Origin of the sequence: Anaerococcus lactolyticus ATCC 51172, from assembly GCF_000156575.1 — a bacterium.
GTDB classification, from domain to species: Bacteria; Bacillota; Clostridia; order Tissierellales; family Peptoniphilaceae; genus Anaerococcus; species Anaerococcus lactolyticus.
In genome coordinates this window covers 1-430 of record NZ_GG666093.1, presented here as the reverse complement: position 1 = coordinate 430, position 430 = coordinate 1, and the positions used below count along the sequence as shown (strand labels likewise).

The following is a 430-nucleotide window of genomic DNA, read 5'->3' as shown; positions in this document are numbered from 1 at the left end:
TCTAAAAAGGTATCAAAGTATGCCAGAGATAATAAAAATATAAATATGACACTTAAAAGGCGATTAGAAAATTAAAAATCTAATCGCCTTTTTTTATTGCATGAAAGGATAAGCTATGACAAAAAGACAAACAAAATATATTGTAAAAAGAAATTATGATAATAGAAGAACAGATACAGACGCTTTTCTAAGGCTAATAAAAAAATCAAGCAAATTAAATAAGACTAATGAAATTGAGTATAACAAATATAATATTGATAGTAATGAAAAAGAGTGCTATAATAAAAATAGTTTTAGAGAAAGTTGTGTTATTTCTGAAAACTCAAATAAGGAGGAATAGGAAATGATACAAACAAATTCAAATCACTTTTCATTCAAAGCTGCAATTTATTGCAGACTATCTAAAGATGATGAGCAGAAAGGAGAGAGT

At 25.8% G+C, this 430-nt stretch carries 1 protein-coding gene; it reads left to right on the top strand.

Annotated elements, in window-relative coordinates; genetic code table 11:
- Positions 1-115: 115 nt before the first annotated feature.
- On the top strand, positions 116-340 hold the full coding sequence (locus HMPREF0072_RS10415) for a hypothetical protein (protein ID WP_004830453.1): 225 nt from the start codon (positions 116-118) through the stop codon (positions 338-340).
- Positions 341-430 lie beyond the last annotated feature (90 nt).

Coding starts and splice junctions, on each gene's coding strand:
- HMPREF0072_RS10415 (WP_004830453.1), top strand. CDS start 116: ATGACAAAAAGACAAACAAAATATATTGTAAAAAGAAATTATGATAAT.